Here is a 24,172-nt window from a genome sequence, read left to right as displayed (position 1 = left end):
GGCCCACCTCCGGCGGTCGAGAGGCCACGGACGGCCCCGAGCTCGGCTCACGGCATACGACCGCTCGGTACGACCATTCGTGGCCACTCGACGGTGCGGACCGGGCCAGTCGTGGCCTCTCGACGGTGGAAGGCAGGTGAACGGACGTGGGTGACGGCATCCTTCCCGGGCTCGTCAAGGGGCTCGCGACGACGGCGAGGTCGCTGACGCGGCACACGCACACGGCCGAGTACCCCGACGTCTCGCCGGCGCTCCCGCCCCGGTCGCGCGGCGTCATCGCGCTCACCGAGGAGAACTGCACCTCGTGCATGCTCTGCGCGCGCGAGTGCCCCGACTGGTGCATCTACATCGACTCGCACAAGGAGGAGCTGCCGCCGACGACGCCGGGTGGCCGCGCCCGCCAGCGCAACGTGCTCGACCGCTTCGCCATCGACTTCTCGCTCTGCATGTACTGCGGCATCTGCATCGAGGTGTGCCCGTTCGACGCGCTGCACTGGAGCCCCGAGTTCGAGTACGCCGAGGTCGACATCCGCGACCTGCTCCACGAGAAGGACCGGCTCGGCGCCTGGATGGCCACCGTCCCCGCCCCGCCCGCCCTCGACCCGGGCAGTGCCGACCCCGCGGAGGTCGTGGCGGCCGCGAAGCCTCCTCGGAGCGCAGCCGCGCCCGGTGGTGCGCGTGGGGCCGGCGCCCCGGCGCGCCCGACCCGGGTGCGCAAGGAGTCCAGCCCGGCTCCGGGCGGCGCGACCGCCGCCACGGCACCGGGCACCGCCCCTGCACCGGCCACCGCCACCGAACCGGCCACCGAGCCGGTAACCGAGCCGGTAACCGAGCCGGTAACCGAGCCGGCGACCGCGCCGGCGCCGTCCGCGACGCCTCGCCCGGAGACGCCCGCCGCCGAGCAGACCCGGGTCATGCCGGCCGTCGAGCGCACCGCGGCCCTGCCCGTGGTCGAGCAGCCTGCCGTCGCCCCGCCCGCCGACGGCGCCGAGGCCGAGCAGGCGGCCGAACAGGCTGCGGCCCAAGGGGACTCGACCCAGGTCCTGCCGACGGTGTCCACCGACGAGGAGGGCCGCGAGTGACGACCCGCGACATCGTCTTCACCGCCGTCGGCGTCGTCACCGCCCTCTCGGCCCTGCTGTCGGTGACGACGAAGCACGTCGTGCACGCCGCCCTCTGGCTGCTCGTCTCGCTCGGCTCTCTGGCCGGGGCCTACCTCGTGCTGGGTCAGGAGCTCGTCGGGCTCGTCCAGCTGCTCGTCTACGTCGGGGCGATCGTCGTGCTCGTCCTCTTCGCCCTGATGCTGACCCGGGCACCCATCGGCCCGCACGCGGAGATCGACACCCCGTGGTGGCAGCGGGCTGCCGGCGCGGTGCTCGGTGGCGCCACGACAGTGCTGCTCGCGTCATTGCTGCTGCCGCTCTTCGCCGGGGTCTCGGCCGACCTCGACACCCCGACGACGACCACGCCCCAGGTGGCGCAGGCGATCTTCGGCACGTGGGTGTGGCCGTTCGAGCTGCTCTCGGTCCTGCTGCTCGTCGCGCTCATCGGGGCCTTCGCGGTCTCGCGCCTGGTGCTGCACCGCGACCCGGCGGAAGCCCGCCCGACCGTCCCCGCCACAGCGGCCGCCGGGGACCGCGGATGATCCACCTCTCGCTCCCCGCCGCGCTCGCGGCGCTGCTCGCCGGCATCGGGGTCTACGGCGTGCTGGCCCGTCGCAACGCCGTGCTCGTGCTCATCGGCGTCGAGCTCATCCTCAACGCCGCGAACCTGCTGCTCGTCACGGCGGGCAGCCGTCCCGGGGTGCAGCTCGCGGCCGGTCCGGTGCTGACCCTCTTCGTCATCACCATCGCGGCGGCCGAGATCACCGTGGCGCTCGCCATCATCCTGGTGATGTTCCGCCGCGCCGGGCACATCGACCTCACCGCCGTCCCCGACCTCTCCGACGAGCGCGAGCCGGCGGGGGAGGGCACCCCGTGAGCTGGATCGTCCGACTGATCGTCGTGCTCCCGGCCCTCGCGGCCCTCGTCGGCCTGCTCTCCCGGCGCCACCGGGTCCTCTCCGCCGCCGTCGCCATCTCGGTGTCGGCCTACGTCGCGGTGCTGGCGCTCATCCAGTGGGTGGCGCCCTCACGCTCGGCCGACATCGACACGATCGGCGGCCTCCCGCTCGGCGATCTCTCGGCGCCCCTGCACCTGCTGTCCGACCGGGTCTCGGGCCTCGTGTCGTTCGTCGTCGCCCTCGTCGTGGTCGGCATCCAGGTCTTCACCGCGTGGTACCTCCGCGACGACAGGCGCTACGGCCAGTTCGCCGCCACCGTCTCGCTCTTCGCCGCCGGCATGCTGCTGGTCGTCCAGGCGAGCGACCTCGTGCTGGTGCTCGTCGGCTGGGAGATCATGGGCTGGTGCTCGTGGCTGCTCATCGGCCACGACAGCGAGCGCCCGGCGGCCCGGCGCGCGGCCTACAAGGCCTTCCTCGTCACCCGCGTCGCCGACATCGGCATGGTCGTCGGCATCGTCGCGCTCTCGGTGCGGGCCCGCTCGACCGACCTCATGGCGGTGCTCACCGCGACCGGCAACGGCACGCTGCTGACGGTCGGTCTCGTCGGCGTCGTCATCGGCGTCGCGGGCAAGTCCGGTCTCGTCCCGTTCCACGACTGGCTCCCCGACGCCATGGAGGGCCCGACGCCCGCGTCGGCCCTCATCCACGCCGCGACGATGGTCGCCGCCGGCACCTACGTCATCGCCCGCCTCTTCACCCTCTACGCCGAGAACGACACGGCCCGAACCCTGCTCGCGGTCCTCGCGGCCGTGACGATGGTCTATGCCGCCCTCCTCGCACTCGCGCAGACCGACCTCAAGCGGATGCTCGCCTACTCGACGCTCAGCCAGGTCGCCATCATGCTCTCGGCGCTCGCCGCGGCCCCTGCCGACCTCGGTCCCGGCGCCGGCATCTCGCACCTGCTCGGGCACGCGTTCTTCAAGGCGCTGCTCTTCCTCGGCGCGGGCTGGCTGTCGGTGCTCGCCGGCGGCACGGCGATCGCGGCCCTGCGCGGGCGGGTCCGCCCCACAGGCGCGCTCCGCTGGTCGATGGGCGTCGGCCTGGCCGCGCTCGCCGGCGTGCCGCCCCTCGTCGGCTTCTTCACCAAGGACACCGTCATCGACGCCGCGCTCGAGGGCGCCACGGGGGGCGGCGGGTTCCGCGCCTGGGTCGTCGTGCTGGCGCTCTTCGTCACCGTCGTGCTGACGGCCGCCTACTGCGCGCGGGCCTGGCTGCTCCTCGACACGCCAGTGGCCGCCACGGGCCCGTTGTCCGGCACCGAACCTGATGACCGCCCCGGCACCGAGCCCGCGGTCGTCCCCGTCGAGGAGGTCGCCGTCGTCACCGTGGCCGACAGCGCGGACGACGCGGAGGTCGAGCGCGTCCACGCCCACGGCCACGCCGAGATCACCCTGTCCGCCGCGCTCGTCGTGTCGGTCCTCGCGGCGCTCACCGTCGTCGGCACCCTCTTCCTGACGAGCCTGCGCGGCGGCGTGCACGTCGGCATCCTCAGCGCCCTGCTCTCGCTCCTGCTCGTCGCCGGCGGGGCGTATGCCGTGTGGTCCCTCAGCGACCGCGGCCGGGTCGACGTCGCCGACCTCCTGCCCGACCGTGTCAGGGAGCCGGCGGTGCGCGGCTTCGGCGTCGACACGGCATACGTCGGCATCGGGCGTGCGGTCACCGCGGTCGCGCGGGCGGTCGTCGCCCTCGACCGCGACGTCGTCGACGCCTACCCACGTGCGACGGCCGTCGTGGCCAAGGCGGCCGGTCGTGCGGGGGAGCGGAGCCACCGCGGCGTGCCCTCGCTGTCGCTGCTCAGCCTGCTCGTCGGGGTCGTGCTCGTCGCGGTCCTGGGGGTGACCGCATGGCGCTGACCCTGATGCTGCTCCTGCCGCTGCTCGGAGCGATCGCCTGCATCGCCATCCCCGGCGAGTCGAGGGTCGAGCGCGTCATCGCGCTCGGATCGACCGTCGTGACAGCGGTGCTCGCGATCGTCGTCGTGTGGGGACGTCACGAGGTGGATGTGCCGTGGATCCGCTCGCTCGGCGTCCGCTGGCACTTCGGCGTCGACGGCGTCTCGGCGGCGCTCGTGCTGCTCACGGCGCTGCTCACCGTCGCGGTCGTCGCCCACGCGCTGTCGGGCCCGATCCCGAAGGGCGGCACCGGCTCGACCTTCCTCGGCTGCATCCTGCTCGTCGAGACCGGCGCGCTCGCGACCTTCATGGCCCGCGACGCCATCCTCTTCTTCATCGCCTTCGAGGTCGTCCTCGTGCCGATGTGGGTGCTCGTGCGCCGCTTCGGCGACGACCACGTGCCCGACGAGACCCGCGCCGACGCCGCCGGGCGCTTCGTGCTCTTCACGGTGCTCGGCTCGACCCTGATGCTCGTCGCGATCCTCTTCCTCGTGCACCACCAGGGCACGAGCGACCTCACCGTCCTCGCCGAGCGCCACGGCGCCGGGCTGTCCCGCTCGCTGCAGGTCTCCATCGCCGCGCTGCTGCTGCTCGGGCTCGGCATCAAGGTGCCGCTGTGGCCGCTGCACACGTGGCTGCCCTCGGCGCACACCGTCGCGCCGACGGCCGGCTCGGTGCTGCTCGCCGCGGTGCTGCTCAAGATGGGCACCTACGGCATCGTCCGTCTCGCCGTCGCCACGGTGCCCAGGGGCGTGGCCGAGCTGAGCCCGGTCCTCGCCCTGCTCGGTGTCGTCGGCATCCTCTGGGGAGGTCTCGCCTGCCTCGTCGAGCGTGACCTCAAGCGCCTCATCGCCTACAGCTCGGTCGCGCACATGGGCTTCGTCGCCCTCGCGATCGCCTCCGGCAGCGAGACCGGGCTGCAGGCCGCGCTCTACGGCAACATCGCGCACGGCGTCGTCGCGGCCCTGCTCTTCTTCGTCGTCGGCGACCTCAAGGAGCAGTGGGGGTCCACCGACCTCCACGTGGCGCGGGCCGCCCTGCGCGACAAGGCACCTCGCTTCGGGCTCGCGCTCGTCATCGGGCTCGCCGCCGCCCTCGGCCTGCCGGGTCTCGTCAGCTTCTGGGGAGAGTTCCTCGCGTTGTATGCCGCGTGGTCGCCCGCACCCGACCGTCCCGTCGCGCTCCTGCGCGTCTGCGTCGGGCTCGGCGCCGTGGGCCTCGCGCTCGCTGCCGCCTACTCCCTGCGCGTCGCACGCATCGTCTGGGCCGGTGAGGGCAGCGATGCCGCGCACGGGGCCGCGGCCGAGCCGGTCGCCGACGTCTACGGTGCCCGGTGGGGTGTCGTGCTGACCCTCCTCGTCGTCATCGTCGCGCTCGGGGTGCTGCCGCACCTGCTGCTCGGGCTGTCGCACACCGCGACCAGCGGACTGCTGTCGGGCCTGGGGGTCGCGCCGTGAAGGGCCTCGCCATCGACTACTCCGTGCTGCTGCCGGCCCTCGTGCCGGTCGCCGGCCTCGTCCTCGTGCTCGTGCTCGACCTCGTCGACCCGCGACTGCGGCGGGTGCCCTACGCCGTCGCCGGGCTCGCCGCCCTCGGTGCGGCCGCAGCGACCGTCCCGGGGCTCGCCCTCGGCGGCGGCACGACGCGCGAGACCTTCTGCCTGACCGGTCGAGGACCCGTTGCCGCCGGGGCTGCCGGCTCGCTGCCGAGCGTCGACGGGCTGCCGCAGGTGTGCCTCTGGCAGGCCGACGCCCTGGCCAGCACGCTCCAGCTCGCCGCGGCCCTCGCGGCGGCCGTCTGCATCGCGCTGGCGTGGCCGCGCACACGCCGCACCCGTCCGTCCGACAGCACCCGCGAGCCGGTCGAGGCCGTGCTGCTCCTCGCCGCGCTCGCAGGCACGATCGTCGTCGCCGCGAGCCGCGACGTCGGCACGTGGCTCGTCGCCCTCGAGCTCGCGACCCTCCCGGTCATCGCGCTCGTGGCCCTCTCCGGCCGGCGGTCGGCCGTCGCCGGCGCCACGCAGCTGCTCGTCACCTCGCTCGTCTCCTTCGCGCTGCTCGCGCTCGGCGTCGCCCTGTGGTTCGCCGCGACGGGCAGCCCGTTCCTGACCCCCGACGCCGCGCTCTCGTCCGGTGGTGCCTTCGCCGCCGGCGTCCCGGGCACGGGGTCCGTGACCGTGACCCAAGCCGCCTCGCCCGTCGTCTACTCCTCCGTGTCGGGCGGCGTCGTGGCGCTCGCGACGGTGCTCATCGTGGCCGGCGTCGGCTTCAAGCTCTCCCTCGTGCCCTTCCACGCGTGGACGCCCACGGCATACGCCGGCTCGTCGGTGCCGGTCGCGACCTTCCTCGCGACGGTCTCCAAGGTGGCCGCGCTCGCGGCCCTGCTCGTCGTGCTGCGCAGCGTCGCGGTGCTCGGCACCCCGGCCGTGCTCGCCATCGCCGTGCTCGCGTCGCTCAGCATGACGCTCGGCAACGTCATGGCCCTGCGCCAGGACGACGTCGTGCGGCTGCTGGCCTGGTCGACGGTCGCGCAGGCCGGGTGGGTCGTGCTCCCGCTCGTCAGCATCTCCGCGCTCGGTGTCGGTGCGAGCGCCACCTACCTGCTCACCTACGTCGTCGCGACCCTCGTCGCGTTCTCCGTCGTGGCCGTCACGCTGCGCGACCAGGGCGGCAGGGGACGGTCGATCGGCGACTACGACGGGCTCTGGCGGCGCAGCCCGTGGCGTGCCGGGGCGCTCGTGCTGGCGCTGACCTCCCTCGCCGGTCTGCCTCCCGGCGTCATCGGCCTCGTCGGCAAGATCACGGCGCTGCGACCGGTCGTCGCCGAGGGCTGGATCTGGCTGGCCGCCATCGCGGCGGTCAACGCGGTCATCGGTGTCGCCGTCTACCTCCGCTGGCTACGGGCCGTCATCACCGAGACCTCGCCCGAGCCGGTGGCCGCGCCGGCACCCGAGGCGCCGCTCGAGCCCGCGGGTGCCACGGCAGCGTCGGGCGGCGAGGGCGCGCCGCTCGCCATGTCGCAGCGCCGACCGCTCGTCGTCGCCGGGCTCATGCTCGCCTCGGCCGTCCTCGTCGTCGTCAGCGTTCAGCCCGACCTGCTGCTGCGGCTGCTCGGCTGACCTCGTCCGACACCGGCTGACTCGTCCCGCCCCCGCCGAGACCAGCTGCCGTAGTCCGACGCCGAACGGCCCCGGGACCGAGGTCCCGGGGCCGTTCCGTCCGGTCGTGCGCCGTGTGGCGGGGGCGCCGACCGGGGCCCGGTGGTCAGGCTGTCTGCGGGACCACCCGCGGCTGGCCGGTCTGGAGCGTAGCGGCGTCCTCCGCGGTCTTCGCGTGGCGCAGGCCCAGCAGGCCGAGGGCCAGCAGGAGGGCGGCTCCCACGAAGGCGCCGATGGCTGCGTAGAGGGCGATGGTGCCCATCGTGCCGAAGGCGTAGGCGTTGAGGAGCAGGCCCCGGAGGGTGTTGCCCATGAAGAGCGTCTGGCGCAGCTGGCCCAGCTCGGCGACCTTGGCCTGGTCGGCGTTCGGGTCCTTCGACATCTTGAGGAACTCGCCCGAGACCTCCTCGTACGTGCGGTTGTTCGACGCGGCGTTCATGTGGACGAGGATGTAGTGGTCGGCGAAGGCCTTGGCCTGGTCGCCGGTCGTCATCTGCTGGCCGGCGTACTGCAGGAGCGCGTCCTTCTGGGCCTGGGTCTCGAGGGCTGCGGCGGCCGGCATCGTGATGTTCTGCTGGCTCAGCTGCTCGTGCACGTTGTTCGCGACGAAGCTGCTCGCGTACATCAGCAGTCCGCCGGCGACCACGAGCACGGCGGCCATGATGAGGCCGGTCCACGAGATCAGCTTGTCGAGTGTCTTGCGCATCGTTCGCTTCTTTCATCGGAAGGGTGTCGGTTTCCCCAACACGGCCAAACTACTACCGCACGTAGTAGATGAGTTGCCGTTTCAACGAGTCCGCTTTGAGGCGTGTGTCACACAGGGGAGTCGGGCTGCCGCGTCCAGCGCCCTCTCAGAGGACTCCCAGCGGGAACACCACCCCGGAGCCGGTCGTTCACCCGACATGCACAACCACTTCAACGGGCTCAAGACGGCCGCCCTCTTCGGCGGCATCTGGGCCCTCCTGCTCGGCATCGGCGCCCTCGTCGGTGGCGGGCGCTTCATCTGGGTCTTCGCGCTCATCGGCGTCGCGACGACCTTCTACGGCTACTGGAACAGCGACAAGCTCGCCATCCGCGCCATGCACGCCTACCCCGTCTCCGAGGCGCAGGCGCCGGCGATGTACCGCATCGTCCGCGAGCTGTCGACGGCCGCCGGCAAGCCGATGCCGCGGCTCTACATCAGCCCCACCGAGGCCCCGAACGCCTTCGCGACGGGCCGCAACCCGCAGAACGCCGCCGTCTGCTGCACCGAGGGCATCCTCGGCCTGCTCGACGAGCGCGAGCTGCGCGGCGTCCTCGGCCACGAGCTCATGCACGTCTACAACCGCGACATCCTGACCAGCTCGGTCGCGGCCGCGATCGCCGGCGTCATCACCTCCGTCGGGCAGATGCTGATGTTCACGAGCATGTTCGGTGGCGGCAGCTCCGACGAGGACCGCCCCAACCCCTTCGCCCTTCTGGCGATGAGCCTGCTCGCACCACTCGCCGCGATGATGATCCAGATGGCGATCAGCCGCACCCGCGAGTACGACGCCGACGAGGACGGCGCCAAGCTCACCGGCGACCCCCTCGCCCTCGCCTCGGCGCTGCGCAAGCTCGAGTCGGGTGTGGCCCGTGCACCGCTCGCCCCGTCCCAGGACATCGTCAACGCCAGCCACATGATGATCGCCAGCCCGTTCCGGGCGCAGGACGTGACCCGGTTCCTCTCGACCCACCCGCCGATGGACCAGCGCATCGCACGCCTGGAGAGCATGGCCGGCGGCCCGCTGCACCGCTGATCCCGACGCGCGGCGCAGCCGTCCGGCAACCCGGGCGACGACCGGCCCGCCGATCTGGCAGGCTCGCCCCTATGCGCAGTCTCACCCTGGCCGAAGCCCGCGAGCGATCCTCGCTGATCACCGTCACGTCGTATGCCGTCGAGCTCGACCTCGACCAGGGCGCGGAGGTCTTCGGCTCGCGCACCGTCGTCCGCTTCACGTGCGCCGAGCCGGGTGCCGACTCCTGGGTGGACCTCAAGGCCCGCTCGGTCGAGACGGTCTCGCTCAACGGCGAGTCGCTCGACCCCGATGCCGTCGTCGACGGTCGCCTGACCCTGTCGGGCCTCGCTGCCGACAACGAGCTCGTCGTCGCCGCGACGATGGCCTACAGCCACGACGGGCAGGGCCTGCACCGCGCCACCGACCCCGCCGACGACCTCGACTACGTCTACGGCCACCTGTTCCTCGACGCCGCCCCCAGCGTCTACGCCTGCTTCGACCAGCCCGACCTCAAGGCGCCCTACGACGTCACCGTCCACGCGCCGCTCGACTGGACGGTCATCGGCAACGGCGCGGCCACGCAGGCCGGCGCCGGCACGTGGACCCTCGCCACGACGAAGCCGCTCGCGACGTACTTCATGACGGTGTGCGCGGGACCCTACGTCTCCGTGCGCGACGAGCACGACGGCATACCTCTCGGGGTGCACGCCCGCGCGTCGCTGCGCGAGCCGCTCGAGCGCCACGCGGCCGAGCTCTTCGACGTCACGAAGCGGTCGTTCGACTACTTCCACGGCCTCTTCGGCATCCGCTACCCGTTCGGCGAGTACCACCAGGTCTTCGTGCCCGAGTTCAACGCCGGTGCCATGGAGAACCCCGGCTGCGTCACCTTCCGCGACCAGTACCTCTACCGCGGTGCCGCGACGCGCGACGAGCTGCTGACCCGCGCCAACACCGTCAGCCACGAGATGTCGCACATGTGGTTCGGCGACATCGTGACGATGAAGTGGTGGGACGACCTCTGGCTCAACGAGAGCTTCGCCGAGTACATGAGCCACCGGTGCCTCGTCGACGCGACCGACTACACCGACGCCTGGGTCGACTCCTCGATCGTGCGCAAGGTGTGGGGCTACGGCGCCGAGCGCTCGCCCTCGACGCACCCCGTCGCCGGCGTCGAGGCGCTCGACGCGCAGAGCGCCCTGCAGAACTTCGACGGCATCTCGTATGCCAAGGGCGCGGCCACGCTGCGCCAGCTGATCGCCTACGTCGGTGACGACCAGTTCATCGCCGGGGTCCGTGCCTACCTGACCGACAAGTCCTACGGCAACGGCACGCTCGCCGACTTCCTCGGCGCCATCGAGACGGCCAGCGGCAAGGACCTCGAGGCGTGGTCCCGCGCCTGGCTGCTCACCGCCGACCGCGACACCATCTCGGTCGGGCTCGAGGAGCAGGGCGGCGTCATCGACTCGGCCGTCGTCCGTCGCGAGACGCCGGCCGACCGACCGGCCGACCGGCCCCACGCGTTCGACTTCGCCGGCTGGACCGACGGGCGCGAGCTCGGCCGGGTCCGGGCGACGATCACCGGGCCCGAGACGACCCTCGCCGAGCTCGAGGGCACGCCCGAGCCCGCGGTCCTCGTCCCGAACGCCTCGGACCTGACCTGGGCGCGGGTTCGCCTGTCGGACAGCACCATCGCGGCGCTCCCGGCCCAGCTCGGACAGATCCCCGACGAGCAGGCTCGCGCCGTCGTGTGGTCCTCGCTCATCGACGGGGTGCACGGCGCCACGGCCTCGCCCGAGGCGTTCCTCGACGTCTTCGACGCCGCATGGCCCCACGAGACGAACTCCTCGATCCTGACGCGCGTCGCGGCCTACGCCGAGCACCGCGTCGTGCCGTACTTCGTCCCGCGCGACCGGCAGGACGCCGCCCTCGCCCGCCTCAACCGCGCCGGCGTGGGGCTGCTCGAGCGCGCCGACGCGGGCACGACCGAGTCCCTCGCGGCGGCCCGTCTCGTCGCCGGCACCAGCGACGACGAGGCCCTGCTGCGCGCCTGGGCCGACGGCAAGGGGCTGCCCGCCGGGCTCGAGGACGACGGCGACTTCCGCTGGATCGTCGTGCGCAACCTCGCCTCGCGCGGCCTCATCGGGGTCGCCGACGTCGACGGCTTCCGCGCCAAGGACGACACGCTCCAGGGTGGGCTCAACGCGCTGATGTGCCGGGCCAGCCTGCCGGACGCCGACGCCAAGGCGTGGGCTTGGGAGCAGCTGACGACCCGCCAGGGGCGCTCCAACTACGAGATGGTCCACCTGGCCCGCGGCTTCTGGGTGGCGCCCGACGACTCGCTCGTGGAGGACTACGTCCCGCGCTACTTCAGCGACGTCCCGGCCATGTCGGGCTGGGTGGGGGAGGACGCCCTGTCCCGGGTCGTGCTCGTCGCCTTCCCGCGCGTCTTCACCGACGAGACGGCGCGGCTCAGCGCCGCGGCGATCGCCCGCGACGACCTGACGCCGGCCGTGCACCGCTCCCTCGTCGACGCCGACGCCGAGCTGCGTGAGGCGCTCGCGTCGCGTGCGACGTTCGGTGCGGCATCCGGGGCGGCGTCCGGCGCGACCGTCTGACCGCGTGGCACCCCCACCCGCGACGAGCTGCCCGGCGTCGTCCGTGCCGTGAGCGACGCGCACCTCGCGCTGCTCGACGAGCAGGCGCCCGGGCTGCTCGAGGGGCTCCACCTCCACGGCTCGCTCGGCTTCGACGGCGAGTTCCACGGCGGCAGCGACATCGACTTCGTCGCCGTCACGAGCCGGCGAGCCACACCGGCCGACACCGAGGTGCTGCGGCAGGTGCACGCCGAGCTCGACAAGCGGTGGCCCGCGCCGGCATACGACGGCTTCTACGTCACTGCGGACGACCTCTCCGGCTCGCCCGACGTCGTGCCCGACGTGCCCGGGGTGCTGCACCAGTGGTTCGACGTCGGCACCCACGCCGACGTCAAGCACATCACCTGGCGCGAGCTGCGCGACCACGGAGTCACCTTGTGGGGCAAGGACCTTCGCGACCTGACCATCTGGAGCGACGATGACGCGCTGCACGCCTCGACGCTCGAGAACCTCGACACCTACTGGCGATCGCAGCTCGAGGCGATGGAGCACCACCCGCGTGAGGCGTCGCTGCCGCAGGCGGCCGAGTGGGGAGCCCTGGGGGCGTCCCGTCTCGTGCACCTGCTCGTCACCGGTCGTCCGACGTCCAAGTCGGGGGCGGGACGGTGGGCGCTGGCGGCCTACCCGCAGCACCGCGAGATCATCGAGGAGGGACTGCGCGTGCGCGAGCGCCCCGACGACCCGTCGACGTATGCCGCCGAGCCCGACCGTCGTCGCCGTGACCTCGTCGCGCTGATGACCGAGGTCATCGCCGACGGCGTCTCGCGGACCGCCCCGCCGCAGACCGCCCCGCCGCAGACCGCCCCGCCGCAGACCGCCCCGCCGCAGACCGCCCCGCCGCAGACCGACGCACCGCGGACCGCCACCCCGGAACCGGCGACGTGACCTCCGACGTGACGGTCGACGGGCACGGCCCCTGGGTCATCGAGCTGGCCGACGTGCGCGACCCGGTCTGCGAGGCCTTGCTGCACGACTACTACGTCGACGTCAGCGACCGGTGGTACCAGCACCGGCAGGGTCGCGACTCCACACCGGAGGAGATCGAGACCGGCTTCCCGCAGATGCGCAGCGACGACCTGGCCACTCCGACGGGCGAGTTCGTCGTGGCGCGTCGGGCCGACGACGCCAGCGTGCTCGCTGGGTGCGTGGGGCTGCGGCTGCTGCGCGACGAGACCGGCAGCCGGGTGGCGGAGCTGCGCCGCTTCTACGTGCGACCCGAGCACCGCCGAGCCGGGCTGGGTGGGGCGCTGCTGGCCTGCGCCGAGGAGATCGCCCGGGTCTGGGGAGTGTCCGCGATGCGCCTCGACACCCGCCTGGACCTCGAGGAGGCCCGGGCGCTCTACGTGCGGCACGGCTGGGTCGAGGTGCCGGCCTTCTCCGACGCCTTCTACGCCGAGGTCTGGTACGCCAAGCCCCTCACCTGAGCGGCGCCGCCACCCGTATGGGGTAAAGCACCACGATCGGGCCCTGACAGCCCGTCGCGTCACCAGGGGCTGGGCTCGTAGTCCTTGACGAAGCAGCCGTAGAGGTCCTCGCCGGCCTCGCCCCGCACGATCGGGTCGTAGACGCGGGCGGCGCCGTCGACGAGGTCGAGCGGCGCGTGCCACCCCTCGGCCGCGATGCGCAGCTTCTCGTCGTGGGGCCGCTCGTCGGTGATCCAGCCGGTGTCGACGGCGGTCATGAGGATGCGGTCGGCCTCGAACATCTCGCCGGCGCTCGTGCGGGTCATCATGTTGAGCGCGGCCTTGGCCATGTTGGTGTGCGGGTGGCCCGGCCCCTTGTAGCGGCGGGAGAACTGGCCCTCCATCGCCGAGACGTTGACGACGTAGGCGCGTCGGGCACCGCCGGCGACCGCCGCACGCATGGCCGGGCGCAGCCGCGAGACGAGGATGAACGGTGCGGTCGAGTTGCACAGCTGCACCTCGAGCAGCTCGAGCGGGTCGACCTCCTCGACCTTCTGGGTCCACGAGTTGTTGTGTTGGAGGTCGGGCAGCAGGCCACCGGCGTCGACGGCGGTGCCGGCCCGGTGCGCCTCGAGGCTCGCGTGGCCGGCCGACAGCGCGAGTGCCGTCATCGAGGCGGCCGTCTGGGCGGCGACGGCGTGCTCGACCGACTCGCCGTCGTGGTGGGCGACGGCGTGGTTGCCGAGGGCGCCGGCGATCGAGGCAGGGTGCGCCTCGCTGATCCGGTCGAAGGTCACCATCTCGGGCAGCGCCACGCCGTCGGGCAGCGGCGCCGACTCGAGCTCGACGAGGTTGCTGTAGGCGCCGGGGGAGCGGCGCACGGTCTGCGCGGCGTTGTTGACGAGGATGTCGAGCGGTCCGGCGGCGCTGACCTCCTCGGCGAGGGCGACGACCTGGGTCGGGTCGCGCAGGTCGATGCCGACGATCTTGAGCCGGTGGATCCAGTCGGCCGAGTCCTCCATCGCGGAGAAGCGGCGCATCGCGTCCTTGGGGAAGCGCGTCGTGATCGTCGTGTGGGCGCCGTCGCGGAGCAGTCGCAGGGCGATGTACATGCCGATCTTGGCGCGGCCCCCGGTGAGCAGCGCGCGCTTGCCGGTGAGGTCGGTGCGCTGGTCGCGCTTGGCGTGCGAGCGGGCCGAGCACTCGGGGCACAGCCAGTGGTAGAACGCGTCGACGAGCGTGTAGTCGCGCTTGCAGATGTAGCAGCCGCGAGGGTTGACCAGCTCGCCGGCGAAGGCCCCGGTCGCGTTGGAGACCAACGGGATTCCCTTGGTCTCGTCGTCGATCCGCATGGGTGATCCGGTGGCCGTCGACTCGATGACCTGCCGGTCGGCCTTGCGCTCGGCCCACGTCTTGGCGTTGCGACGGTCCTTCTTGAGCCGCTTGTACATCAGCGACGCCGCGCGCTTCAGGGTCTCGAAGTCCGGGTCGTCGATCTCGAGCGAGGGAGCCAGCGCGAGCACCCGCACGGCGGTCGCGACGTCCTCGGGGTCGAGGCGCACGACGGCGGCAGGGTCCAGCGGGGTCTCGGTGTCACTCACCGCGCAAGGGTACGCGGGCGGTCGCCCCGCTCCCCAATCCGCCGGAGCGGGGGAGATGACGTATGCCGTCCGGCCGGCGCCTGCTCCCCACCACCGGGAGCGTGGTGGCGGGGAACGGGTGCGAGCCGGACGGCATACGTCCTCGGGGAGCTGGCTTCGCCCGGGTCACGTCCAGGGCGAGGACCCTGTCCGCGTCCCGGCGCGAAGTGTGGGGGACCGGCCTCAGCTGGCCGGCTTGGCGGCGAGCGTCACGGGGACGTCCTGGCGGGCACCGCCGCGGATGACGGTCAGGGTGGCCTTGTCGCCGACGGTCATCTCGCGGATCTGCGCGACGAGTGCGGTGGCGGAGTCGATGCGCTGGCCGTCGACGGCGATGATGACGTCGCCGTTCTTCAGGCCTGCGCTCGCGGCGGGGGTGTTGGGGCTGACCGAGACGACCTGGGCGCCGGCGCGCTTGGCGGTTCCGTCGGAGACGACCGTGTCGCGGGTGCTGACGCCGAGGAAGGAGTGCTCGGCCTTGCCGTTCTTGATGAGCTGGTCGGCGATCGACCGGGCCTCCTTGACGGGGATGGCAAAGCCGATGCCGATGTTGCCGCTCTGGCTGCCGCTCGAGCTCTGGCCGAGCGAGGCGATCGAGCTGTTGATGCCGATGAGCTCGCCCTTGCCGTTGACGAGCGCCCCGCCGGAGTTGCCGGGGTTGATCGCGGCCGACGTCTGGATGGCGTTGGTGACGACCTCGTCACCGGAGGCCTGTTGCCCGAAGGGCGACTGGCTCGACGTGCCGGTGCTGACGGGACGGTTGAGGGCCGAGATGATGCCCGTCGTGACGGTGCCGGACAGGCCGAGCGGGTTGCCGACGGCCATGGCCGGGTCGCCGACCTTGAGCGACTCGGAGTTGCCGAGGGTGATCGGCGTCAGGTCCTTGGGGCCGTTGGTCAGCTTGATGACGGCGAGGTCGGTGGAGGGGTCCGTGCCGACGACCGTGGCGGCGTAGGTGCGCCCGTCGCTCAGGGTCACGGTGATCGAGCCGTTGCCCGAGGCGCCCTCGACGACGTGGTTGTTGGTGAGGATGTGGCCCTGGTTGTCGAAGACGACGCCCGAGCCGGCGCCGGCGCCCTGCTGGGTCGTGACGTCGATGCTGACGACGCTCGGCGAGACCGCGGCGGCGACCGCCGTCCAGTCGGGTGCCGAGGCGTTGCCCTGCACGACCGTGGGCGAGCTGTTCTGGTTCGGGTTCGTCGTCGCCGTGGCGGCGGACGTCGTCCCGGTGGCGGTGGACTGGCCGCCGAGCTGCGTGGCGGCATACGTGCCACCGCTGGCGAGGACGGCAGCGAGCAGGGCGACACCCACGGTCTGGCCGAAGCGGTTCTCGCGCTTCGGCGCGGGGCGGCTGCCCTCACCCAGCGGCGGCGTCGGCGGGGCCGGCGGCGCGGGCGGTGCGGACTGGCTGTAGTAGCCGCCCTGCGGGATCTGCTGGGTGTGGTCCTCAGGTGCCAAGGTCATGGCTCCTCCTCGCTCTGGTCTGTTGCCTCCATCAGACCTACCCAGCTTTGGACCCGGTTGTGCCAATCCTAGGAATCGGCTGTGCCTTGGGCCGCAGCGGTGACGAGCTGCTCGCTCTCGCCCGGCCGGCCACGGGCGGGCAGCTCGACGACGAACGTCGCACCGCCGCCGGGGGTCTCCTGCACGCGGACCGAGCCGCCGTGGGCGTCGACGATGGCGTGCACGATGGCGAGGCCGAGCCCGTTGCCGCCACCCTTGCCGCGGCTGCGCGAGCGGTCGGCGCGGTAGAAGCGCTCGAAGACGTCCGCCCGCTCGGCCTTGGGTATGCCGTGTCCGTGGTCGCGCACGTGGAGGGCGACCCGCTGGGCGTCGACGCGCCCGACGAGGATCTCGATGGGCGTGCCGGCGGGGGTGTGCACCCTTGCGTTGGTCACGAGGTTGGTGACGACCTGCCGCAGCTGCTGCTCGTCGGCCCGCAGCTCCGTCGGCTCGATGGGCCCGTTGATACCGGTGGCGACGATGTGCCGGTCGGGAGCGATGGTCCGCGCGTCCTGGGCCGCGTCGGCGGCGAGCACGGCGAGGTCGACGGTCTGCAGCTCGAGCGGGCGCTCGCCGTCGAGGCGGGCCAGGGTGAGCAGGTCCTCGACGAGGCCGCTCATGCGGTGCGCCTCGGACTCGATTCGGCCCATCGCGCCGGTCACGGCGTCGCTGGTCGGCAGGGCGCCCTGGCGGTAGAGCTCGGCGTAGCCGCCGACGGCGGCCAGGGGGGTGCGCAGCTCGTGCGAGGCGTCGGCGATGAAACGACGCATCTTTGCCTCGTTGGCCTCGCGCACGGCGAAGCTCTGCTCGATGCGGGCGAGCATGACGTTGAGCGAGCGCGACAGCGAGGCCACCTCGTCGTCGGTGTCGGGCACGTCGATGCGCTGGGTCAGGTCGCCCACCGCGATCTGGGCGGCGGTGTCCTCGATCCGGGTCAGCGGACGGAACGTGCGCCGGATGAGGTACCAGCCGAGGGTGGCCGTGACGATGAGGGTGATGGCGCCGATGCCGGCCGCGTAGAGCTGGAACTGGTTGACGGTGCGGTCGAGGGGGTTGAGCGGCAGCGCCAGCACGTAGATCTCGTTGCGCGACGCGTTGAGCTGCGCGAGGGCCAGCCACTCGGCGTCACCGTCGGAGGACCCGATGCGGAATGGGGTTCGCTCCGTCACCTGGGGGTCGGTGGCGCGCAGGTTCGGGATCTCGGCCTGGTCCGACTCGGTGACCGCCTCGGCCAGGGAGTTGGACTTGCCCGTGCGCAGGTCGATCACCCGGGTCGTGAAACCGGTGGGCAGCTGGGTCTTGGCCTCTGGCAGCTCGGCCGGGTCGATCGAGCTCAGGCTCGCGGCGTAGACCTTGAGCTCCTGCTCGGTCTGGTTGAGGAGGTAGACGCGCAGCAGGGCGCCGACGACGATCGAGGTGATGGCGAGCGCCACGGCGATGAGGCCGAGCGTGACGGCGAGCAGGCGCCACCGCAGGGGCATGGCCTGCAGGCGGGGCAGCGGGCCGTTCCGGCCGCCCCGTGGGACGGCCGGCCGGGCGGTCACGACGACCATCCGGTCAGGGGGTGGTCAGCTCGGGGGGCACCCGCAGAACGTAACCCACACCGCGCTTGGTGTGGATGAGGGAGGGCCCGTCGGCGTCGATCTTGCGGCGCAGGTAGGAGATGTAGGACTCGACGATGCCGGACTCGCCGCGGAAGTCGTAGTCCCAGACGTGGTCGAGGATCTGCAGCTTCGACAGCACCCGGTTGGGGTTGAGCAGCAGGTAGCGCAGGAGCTTGAACTCGGTGGGGGACAGGTCGATGACCCGGCCGCCACGACGCACCTCGTGGGAGTCCTCGTTGAGTTCGAGATCGTGGAATCGCAGGGTCGCGCCGTCGTCGGCCTGGCCGCGCGTGCGGCGCAGCACGGCGCGGATGCGCGCGATGACCTCCTCGAGGCTGAACGGCTTGGTGACGTAGTCGTCGCCGCCCACGGTCAGGCCCTGGATCTTGTCGCCCGTCGCATCGCGCGCGGTGACGAAGACGATGGGCTGCTGGCGACCGCGGTCACGCAGCCGGCGCGTGACCTCGAAGCCGTCGACGTCGGGGAGCATGACGTCGAGCACGACGAGATCGGGCTCTGACTCGGCGGCCATGGCGAGGGCGGTCGTGCCGTCGCCGGCCGTCTCGACCTCGAAGCCGGCGAACCGGAGCGAGGTCGCGAGCAGCTCACGGATGTTCGGCTCGTCCTCGACGACGAGCAGGCGGGCCTCTGCGGCCGGCGCTGTCTGGGTGTCCACAGGAACAGTGTCGGCACGTTTGCTGGGAGTTCGCTGGGAATTGGTCGGATCCACCCTCGGGCCGGCCTGAGAGACACGGCCGATGCGGGCTCCAGGGGAGGCCGCTTGCCCGCCCGTTGTCGCGTCGACGACGGGCGTCGACAGGCCGCGGCGTCGACGAACCGCTGCCGCGACGGACCGCGGCCTCGACGAACCGCTACCGCGACGGACCGCGGCGAGCGAGACCCGGGTGGTCGTTCGGGTCCGGAGAGCCTCCGGGACCGCTCAGAGGTCGTCGGCGTCGACGATCCGGTAGGCGTAGCCCTGCTCGGCGAGGAAGCGCTGGCGGTGCGCGGCGAAGTCCGCGTCCACGGTGTCCCGCGACACGATCGTGTAGAAGTGCGCGGTACGGCCGTCACCCTTGGGGCGCAGGACCCGGCCGAGGCGCTGGGCCTCCTCCTGGCGCGAGCCGAAGGTTCCGCTGATCTGGATCGCGACGCTGGCCTCGGGCAGGTCGATGGAGAAGTTCGCGACCTTGCTGACGACGAGGGTCGTGATCTCGCCGGAGCGGAACGCGTCGTAGAGGCGCTGGCGCTCCTTGACCGTCGTCTCGCCGGTGATCACCTCGGCCCCAAGGCGCTCGGCGACCTCGTGCAGCTGGTCGAGGTACTGCCCGATGACGAGCGTCGGCTCGCCGGCGTGCTGCTTCGCGAGCTTCTCGACGACGGGCAGCTTGGCGTCGGAGCACGACGCGAGGCGGTAGCGCTCCTCGGGCTCGCTGACGGCATACGCCATCCGCTGGCCGTCGGGGAGGCTGACCCGCACCTCGACGCAGTCCGCGGGAGCAATGTAGCCCTGGGCCTCGATGTCCTTCCACGGCGCGTCGAAGCGCTTCGGGCCGATGAGGCTGAAGACGTCGGCCTCCCGGCCGTCCTCGCGCACGAGGGTCGCCGTCAGGCCGAGGCGGCGGCGCGCCTGCAGGTCGGCCGTCATGCGGAAGATCGGCGCCGGCAGCAGGTGCACCTCGTCGTAGACCACGAGGCCCCAGTCGCGGGCGTCGAGCAGGTCGAGGTGCGCGTAGGCGCCCTTCCGCTTCGTCGTCAGCACCTGGTAGGTCGCGATGGTGACGGGTCGGATCTCCTTGCGGGCGCCGGAGTACTCGCCGATCTCGTCCTCGGTCAGCGTCGTGCGCTTGATCAGCTCGTCCTTCCACTGCCGCGCGCTGACGGTGTTGGTCACGAGGATGAGCGTCGTCGCCTTGGCGGCCGCCATGGCGCCCGCGCCGACGAGCGTCTTGCCCGCGCCGCAGGGGAGCACGACGACGCCGGAGCCGCCGTGCCAGAAGCCGTCGACGGCGTGCTGCTGGTAGGGGCGCAGGTGCCAGCCGTCCTCCTGCAGGTCGATGGGGTGCGCCTCGCCGTCGACGTAGCCGGCGAGGTCCTCGGCGGGCCAGCCGATCTTGAGCAGCTCCTGCTTGAGGGTGCCGCGCTCGCTCGGGTGCACGACGACGGCCAGGTCGTCGAGACGCTCGCCGGTCAGCGGCTTGATCTTCTTGTGCCGCAGCACCTCCTCGAGCACCGGGCGGTCCGTCGTGCGCAGCACGAGCCGGGTGCCCTCCTCGGAGTCGGCGAGCCCCTCCTTCTCGAGGGTGAGGCGCCCGTAGCGGTCCATCGTGTCGGCCACGTCGACGAGCAGCGCGTTCGGGACGGCATACCGGCTGTGCGTCATGAGGGCGTCGACGACCTGCTCGGCGTCGTGCCCGGCGGCGCGGGCGTTCCACAGCCCGAGCGGGGTGATCCGGTAGGTGTGCACGTGCTCGGGTGCGCGCTCGAGCTCGGCGAAGGGCGCGATGGCGCGCCGCGCCGACTCGGCGTTCGGGTGGTCGACCTCGAGGAGGAGGGTCTTGTCGCTCTGCACGATCAGCGGTCCGTCATTCATCGACTCGTCCAACCAATCGTGGCGTGCGGGTGTTCCCGGGGCGCGAGGTCACGCCTGACAGTATGGGCGCATGCGATCCCCACAGGTCGAGGCGGCGACGGGGCTGCCCCCCAAGGTGACGATCTACGAGGTCGGCCCCCGCGACGGGCTGCAGAACGAGAAGACCGTCGTGCCGGCCTCGACGAAGGTCGAGTTCATCCGCCGGCTCGAGGCGGCCGGGCTCGGCACCATCGAGACGACGTCGTTCGTGCCGGCGAGGTGGGTGCCGCAGATGGGCGACGCCGAGGAGGTGCTCGCGGCCCTCGGTGCCGACGGGCTCGGGCGCCGGCGCCCAGCCCTCGTGCCCAACGAGCGCGGCCTCGACCGCGCCGAGGAGCTCGGCCTGACCGCGATCGCCATCTTCGGCTCGGCCACCGAGACCTTCGCGCAGAAGAACCTCAACCGGTCGGTCAGCGAGCAGTACGCCATGTTCGAGCCGGTCGTGAAGCGTGCGCTGGCCGACGACATGTGGGTGCGCGCCTACGTCTCCATGTGCTTCGGCGACCCGTGGGAGGGGCCGGTGCCGGTCCAGCAGGTCGTCGACACGGCCGAGCGGCTCATGGACCTTGGTTGCCACGAGCTCAGCCTCGGCGACACGATCGGCGTCGGCACGACGGGCCACGTGCACCGCCTCCTCGAGGCGCTCGACGCGCGCGGCATCGGCACCGATCGCGTCGCTGTGCACTTCCACGACACCTACGGCCAGGCGCTCGCCAACACGATGGCCGCCCTGCGCGACGGCGTCTCCGTCGTCGACGCGGCTGCCGGTGGTCTCGGCGGCTGCCCCTACGCGAAGTCGGCCACCGGCAACCTCGCGACGGAGGATCTCGTCTGGGCGCTGCACGGCGCCGGCGTCGAGACCGGGGTCGACCTCGACGCGCTCGTGGAGACGTCGGTGTGGATGGCGGGTCAGCTGGGCCGGCCCTCGCCGAGCAACGTCGTGCGCGCCCTCGCCGGCGCCTGACCACCGTCGAGAGGCCACGAACCGGGACCCGGGTCGTGGCCCCTCGACCGTGGGGGGAGTCAGGCGGGAGGCTGGTCCTTGGTGAGGTGGAGCAGCCAGTCGCGGTCGGTCCGGATCAGCGCGTAGCGCCGCGGCTCGCCCTGGCCGTGGAGCACGAAGACGATCCGGTGGTCGTCGCGTGACTCCTCCTCCCACCAGCCGGTGTCGGCGACCGACTTGTGCTCGTCGGTGTAGGCGAGGTGGTCCATCGCGTGGTCGTCGACCGCCACGGCCAGCCGGTCGTGCCGGCTCGACGTCGGCAGCCCCTTGGGCACCGCCCAGGACCGCAGCACGCCGCCCTCCTCGAGCCGCAGGTCGAAGTGCGGCCGCGGCTTGCGGTGGTCGTGGAGCACATATGCCGGCCGGTGCCCTTCGCGAGTCCCGTTGCCCGACAAGGCCGCTCAGCTCTCGGTCGTGGCGCCGGTGATGCGGTGCACCGAGAAGGACTTCTCGTGACCGGACTCGTCCGTCGCTCGGACGCGGCCACCCTCGACCTTCTGCGGGTGGATGAGGTGCCGGCTCGTCGCGCCGTGGCCGTCGGAGTAGCCGATCCAGACGCCGTGCCGGTCGGCCACCGCGTCGCGCAGCAGCGACAGCGTGACGACGGGGTCCATCGCCTGGATGCGCGGCCCGGCCTTGCTCTCGTCCTCCGCGCGCCGTTGGTCGGCGGTGGCCTCGGCGGCGCGCAGGCCGTCGACGAGCGACTGCGTGTAGGGCCGGTCGACGGGGGAGACCATCGGGCCCGGCCCCCTGCGTCGCGTCCCGGCCCGGCGGCGGGGCGTCTCGGCGTGCACGACCGTGCCGTCCTGCCCCTCGTGCACGGGCGCAAAACCGTTGTCGCGCAACAGGTCCACGAGCACGCGAGGGTCGGCTGACGACACGAGCACGGTCGGGGCCAGCCGCCGCAGGCGCAGGGGAGCGAGGTCGCGCGAGGCGAGCATCGTGTCGAGCACCGCCTCGTCGTCGGAGCGGATGTAGGCGGCTGCGCCGCCGATCCGGGTCTGGCCGTGCTTGCGCGCGACGTCGGACACGAGGTACTCGAGGGGCTGCGGCACGGGGGTGCGGCTCGACCGGCGCACCGTCTCGGTGAAGTCGGCCGCCGTCCAGCCCGCGTCGAGGGCGCGGCGCACGGACTCGGGCGTGAACCGGTAGACGGTCGCACCGCCGCGCGACTCGACGTCGGCCGCCAGGCGCATGAACGACCCGAGGGCGCCGACGAGGGGCCCGGGGGCGACCGCCGTCAGGTCGGCCTGGACGAGGATGTGGTCGACGGGCGCAGGCAGGTGGGCCGACATGGCCGCCGCCACACTCTCGGCCACCGCCTCGGCCGTCGGGGTGTCCTGCTCGTCCGAGGTGATGTCGGCGCCGCGGTCGCTTCGGGCGCGTCCGGTGCGCTTGCCGGTCGAGGTGCTCGCACCACCCGCCTTGCCGCCGACGCCGGCGCCGGCGCCGGCGCCGGGAACCGGAGGGACGAAGGGGGCGACCAACGCGCGACCGGCGTCGGACAGGGCGCCGCGTCCGGTGACGCCGAGCCACTCCGCCTCGCGCAGCACCGCCTCGACGGCCTCGTCGAGCACGGCCGCCGAACGGTTGGGCCGGCGCCACGCGAGGCGCTCGCGAAGGGACGCATGGTCGGGGGCCGATCCCGGCTCGAGCGAGGCGAGCTCGCGCAGCACCTCGCGCCGGATCGCCCGGATGGCCGGCCACTGCACGTCGGGGCCGAGGGCGTTGGCCGGTCCGGTCCCCGTGCTGCGTCGACCGACGAGGTGCGGCGCGCGGGTCGAGCCGAGCCAGGCGAGGGCGAGCGTGGCCCACCGGTGCCCGGCCTCGCTGGAGCTCCACTCATCGATCTCCGACGTGGGAGCCCACACGGGCACGACCTCGCCGTCGTCGGCGACGAGGCCGGCGGCATACGCCAGCTCGACGACGAACGCCGTGTGCTCGGGGTCGAGGTCGAGCGACAGCTGCGTGACGCGCAGGTCTCGCACCGACAGGCCGCCGGCGCGAAGGACGCGCGGCGGGTCGGCGCCCCAGGCGGCGGCGAGCTCGTCGACGTGGGTGAGGCACTCGCTCGCGGCGCCGCCGGCCGCGGCGTCGACGAGTGAGACGGCGCGAGCCTCGATGGCGGGCGGCGTCAGCTCGACCGACCGGTGCAGCCGACCCTCGCGCAGGACGAGCCCGACCTCGCGCGGCAGCGCGACCCGGTCGGTCGAGACCGGCACGAGCAGGTGGTTCTCGAGCAGCCAGCGGACCGTCGTGCGCCCCGGCTGGGCGGCGGGCAGCACTCCGAACGCCGGCCCCCACGTCATCCGCTCGAGCATCGTCCGCGAGTCGTCGGGTGCCTCGGCGAGGACGGCCCGGATGCGGTCGGGGTCGGCGTGCTCGGGCTGGGACGAGGGCCGCAGCTCTCGCATCGGGGCGCCGAGACCGGCGACCGACGTGCCCAGCACCTCGGGCACCGTGCGCACGACGTGGTGCCCGTCGGCGCCGCGCCACACGAGGGCGGAGCGCCACAGGTCGGTGACGATGGCGTCGACGGTCGCACGGTCGTCGCTGCCGACGAGGCGCAGCAGGTCGTCGCGGTCGGCGCCGTCGCCCGCGACGACGACGGCCTCGAGCACCTGGAGGTGGCCCCGGTCGAGCGCCTCGACGGCCCGCTGCACGCTGGCCCGCGTGCCGGCGCGAGCGGCGAGGCTCGTCAGGTCGGCCGGCGCCGGGCGCGCGAGATCCGGGCGCGCGAGCACGAGGTCGATGAGCTCTGCGTCGCTGCGACCGCGGATGTCGTCGGCGAGGCTCCGGCTCGGGGTGGCCATCCTCCCAACCTACTGCCCGCCGCCCGGCGTTCCGCGTCCGTATGCCGTGGGGT

At 72.8% G+C, this 24,172-nt stretch carries 19 protein-coding genes; 11 read left to right on the top strand and 8 right to left on the bottom strand.

Features of this window, described 5'->3' with window-relative positions; all coding sequences use genetic code 11:
• Positions 1–146: 146 nt before the first annotated feature.
• Genes ABD297_RS04815 through ABD297_RS04790 form a run of 6 tightly spaced genes read left to right on the top strand, consistent with a single transcriptional unit; the run spans position 147 to position 7,071 of the window.
• Positions 147–1,082, top strand: a complete 936-nt coding sequence (locus tag ABD297_RS04815; RefSeq protein ID WP_344253494.1) for a NuoI/complex I 23 kDa subunit family protein — start codon at positions 147–149, stop codon at positions 1,080–1,082.
• On the top strand, positions 1,079–1,645 hold the full coding sequence (locus tag ABD297_RS04810; RefSeq protein ID WP_344253493.1) for an NADH-quinone oxidoreductase subunit J family protein: 567 nt from the start codon (positions 1,079–1,081) through the stop codon (positions 1,643–1,645). Before ABD297_RS04815 ends, ABD297_RS04810 begins: the two co-directional genes overlap by 4 nt.
• Entirely contained in the window at positions 1,642–1,980 is a 339-nt protein-coding gene (gene nuoK / locus ABD297_RS04805; RefSeq protein WP_344253491.1) for an NADH-quinone oxidoreductase subunit NuoK, read from the top strand. The genes ABD297_RS04810 and nuoK overlap by 4 nt, the downstream gene beginning before the upstream one ends.
• A complete protein-coding gene (locus ABD297_RS04800) occupies positions 1,977–3,914 on the top strand; it encodes an NADH-quinone oxidoreductase subunit 5 family protein (protein WP_344253489.1) in 1,938 nt (645 codons plus the stop codon). The genes nuoK and ABD297_RS04800 overlap by 4 nt, the downstream gene beginning before the upstream one ends.
• Positions 3,905–5,410, top strand: a complete 1,506-nt coding sequence (locus ABD297_RS04795; protein ID WP_344253488.1) for a complex I subunit 4 family protein — start codon at positions 3,905–3,907, stop codon at positions 5,408–5,410. The genes ABD297_RS04800 and ABD297_RS04795 overlap by 10 nt, the downstream gene beginning before the upstream one ends.
• Complete coding sequence (locus ABD297_RS04790; RefSeq protein ID WP_344253486.1) at positions 5,407–7,071, top strand: NADH-quinone oxidoreductase subunit N; 1,665 nt, start codon at positions 5,407–5,409, stop codon at positions 7,069–7,071. The genes ABD297_RS04795 and ABD297_RS04790 overlap by 4 nt, the downstream gene beginning before the upstream one ends.
• A gap of 145 nt (positions 7,072–7,216) precedes the next feature.
• Here ABD297_RS04790 and ABD297_RS04785 read toward each other — a convergent pair whose 3' ends face one another.
• Complete coding sequence (locus ABD297_RS04785) at positions 7,217–7,816, bottom strand: hypothetical protein (protein ID WP_344253485.1); 600 nt, start codon at positions 7,814–7,816, stop codon at positions 7,217–7,219.
• 196 nt (positions 7,817–8,012) lie between these two features.
• Here ABD297_RS04785 and htpX point away from each other — a divergent pair, with 196 nt between their 5' ends.
• The 4 genes from htpX to ABD297_RS04765 all read left to right on the top strand — a co-directional run bounded on the left by htpX (position 8,013) and on the right by ABD297_RS04765 (position 12,945).
• Positions 8,013–8,888: a zinc metalloprotease HtpX gene (gene htpX / locus ABD297_RS04780; RefSeq protein WP_344253483.1), complete on the top strand. Its 876-nt coding sequence runs from the start codon at positions 8,013–8,015 to the stop codon at positions 8,886–8,888.
• Positions 8,889–8,959: 71 nt separating this feature from the next.
• Positions 8,960–11,482 carry an aminopeptidase N gene (pepN, locus tag ABD297_RS04775; protein ID WP_344253482.1) on the top strand — a complete coding sequence of 841 codons (2,523 nt, stop codon included), beginning with the start codon at positions 8,960–8,962 and terminating at the stop codon, positions 11,480–11,482.
• A 48-nt stretch (positions 11,483–11,530) separates the two neighbouring features.
• Positions 11,531–12,406 (top strand): hypothetical protein, encoded by an 876-nt coding sequence (locus ABD297_RS04770; protein ID WP_344253480.1) that lies wholly within the window; start codon positions 11,531–11,533, stop codon positions 12,404–12,406.
• Positions 12,403–12,945 (top strand): GNAT family N-acetyltransferase, encoded by a 543-nt coding sequence (locus ABD297_RS04765; protein ID WP_344253478.1) that lies wholly within the window; start codon positions 12,403–12,405, stop codon positions 12,943–12,945. Before ABD297_RS04770 ends, ABD297_RS04765 begins: the two co-directional genes overlap by 4 nt.
• A gap of 59 nt (positions 12,946–13,004) precedes the next feature.
• On the opposite strand, the gene ABD297_RS04760 is transcribed toward ABD297_RS04765, so the two are convergent.
• The 5 genes from ABD297_RS04760 to ABD297_RS04740 all read right to left on the bottom strand — a co-directional run bounded on the left by ABD297_RS04760 (position 13,005) and on the right by ABD297_RS04740 (position 20,264).
• Positions 13,005–14,525, bottom strand: a complete 1,521-nt coding sequence (locus ABD297_RS04760) for an SDR family NAD(P)-dependent oxidoreductase (protein ID WP_344253476.1) — start codon at positions 14,523–14,525, stop codon at positions 13,005–13,007.
• A gap of 222 nt (positions 14,526–14,747) precedes the next feature.
• Positions 14,748–16,028 (bottom strand): S1C family serine protease, encoded by a 1,281-nt coding sequence (locus ABD297_RS04755; RefSeq protein WP_344253474.1) that lies wholly within the window; start codon positions 16,026–16,028, stop codon positions 14,748–14,750.
• Between the two features lie 68 nt (positions 16,029–16,096).
• A complete protein-coding gene (locus ABD297_RS04750; RefSeq protein WP_344253473.1) occupies positions 16,097–17,611 on the bottom strand; it encodes a sensor histidine kinase in 1,515 nt (504 codons plus the stop codon).
• A gap of 13 nt (positions 17,612–17,624) precedes the next feature.
• Entirely contained in the window at positions 17,625–18,347 is a 723-nt protein-coding gene (locus ABD297_RS04745) for a response regulator transcription factor (protein ID WP_344253471.1), read from the bottom strand.
• A 264-nt stretch (positions 18,348–18,611) separates the two neighbouring features.
• Positions 18,612–20,264: a DNA repair helicase XPB gene (locus ABD297_RS04740; protein ID WP_344253469.1), complete on the bottom strand. Its 1,653-nt coding sequence runs from the start codon at positions 20,262–20,264 to the stop codon at positions 18,612–18,614.
• Positions 20,265–20,334: 70 nt separating this feature from the next.
• On the opposite strand from ABD297_RS04740, the gene ABD297_RS04735 reads away from it, so the two are divergent.
• Positions 20,335–21,267: a hydroxymethylglutaryl-CoA lyase gene (locus ABD297_RS04735; RefSeq protein WP_344253467.1), complete on the top strand. Its 933-nt coding sequence runs from the start codon at positions 20,335–20,337 to the stop codon at positions 21,265–21,267.
• 59 nt (positions 21,268–21,326) lie between these two features.
• Here the strand turns inward: ABD297_RS04735 and ABD297_RS04730 are convergent, their stop codons facing one another.
• Positions 21,327–21,659: a DNA polymerase ligase N-terminal domain-containing protein gene (locus tag ABD297_RS04730; protein ID WP_344253465.1), complete on the bottom strand. Its 333-nt coding sequence runs from the start codon at positions 21,657–21,659 to the stop codon at positions 21,327–21,329.
• 48 nt (positions 21,660–21,707) lie between these two features.
• Entirely contained in the window at positions 21,708–24,119 is a 2,412-nt protein-coding gene (locus tag ABD297_RS04725) for a helicase-associated domain-containing protein (protein WP_344253463.1), read from the bottom strand.
• Positions 24,120–24,172: the final 53 nt, after the last annotated feature.

Source organism: Terrabacter carboxydivorans, assembly GCF_039532035.1.
Taxonomy (GTDB): domain Bacteria; phylum Actinomycetota; class Actinomycetes; order Actinomycetales; family Dermatophilaceae; genus Terrabacter; species Terrabacter carboxydivorans.
The sequence above is the reverse complement of the archived record's forward strand: the minus strand, read 5'-3'. Positions and strand labels throughout refer to the sequence as shown.